The organism is Chryseobacterium sp. SIMBA_038 (genome assembly GCF_046535115.1).
In the GTDB taxonomy this organism is placed as follows: Bacteria; Bacteroidota; Bacteroidia; order Flavobacteriales; family Weeksellaceae; genus Chryseobacterium.
Window position 1 is genome coordinate 1 of record NZ_JAWRXH010000487.1, and the last position, 230, is coordinate 230.

At 32.2% G+C, this 230-nt stretch carries 1 protein-coding gene; it reads left to right on the plus strand.

The features are described from left to right. Positions 1-230 (plus strand): sugar phosphate nucleotidyltransferase (locus tag SB689_RS24365; protein ID WP_410694586.1); only part of this gene is annotated, 230 nt, incomplete at both ends.

The following is a 230-nucleotide window of genomic DNA, read 5'->3' on the forward strand; positions in this document are numbered from 1 at the left end:
CATCTGCATTCGGAGTAGTTAAATTAGACAACTATGGTTTCATCACAGATTTCGTTGAAAAACCAGAGACCTTCGTTTCAGATCTTGCCATTATTGGTATTTATTATTTCAACAGTGCTGAAAAGCTAATGGATGAAATTAATTATATCATGGAAAATAATATTAAAAATGGTGGAGAATATCAATTAACTACTGCACTGGAAAACTTAAGAGCAAAAGGTGCCAAGTTT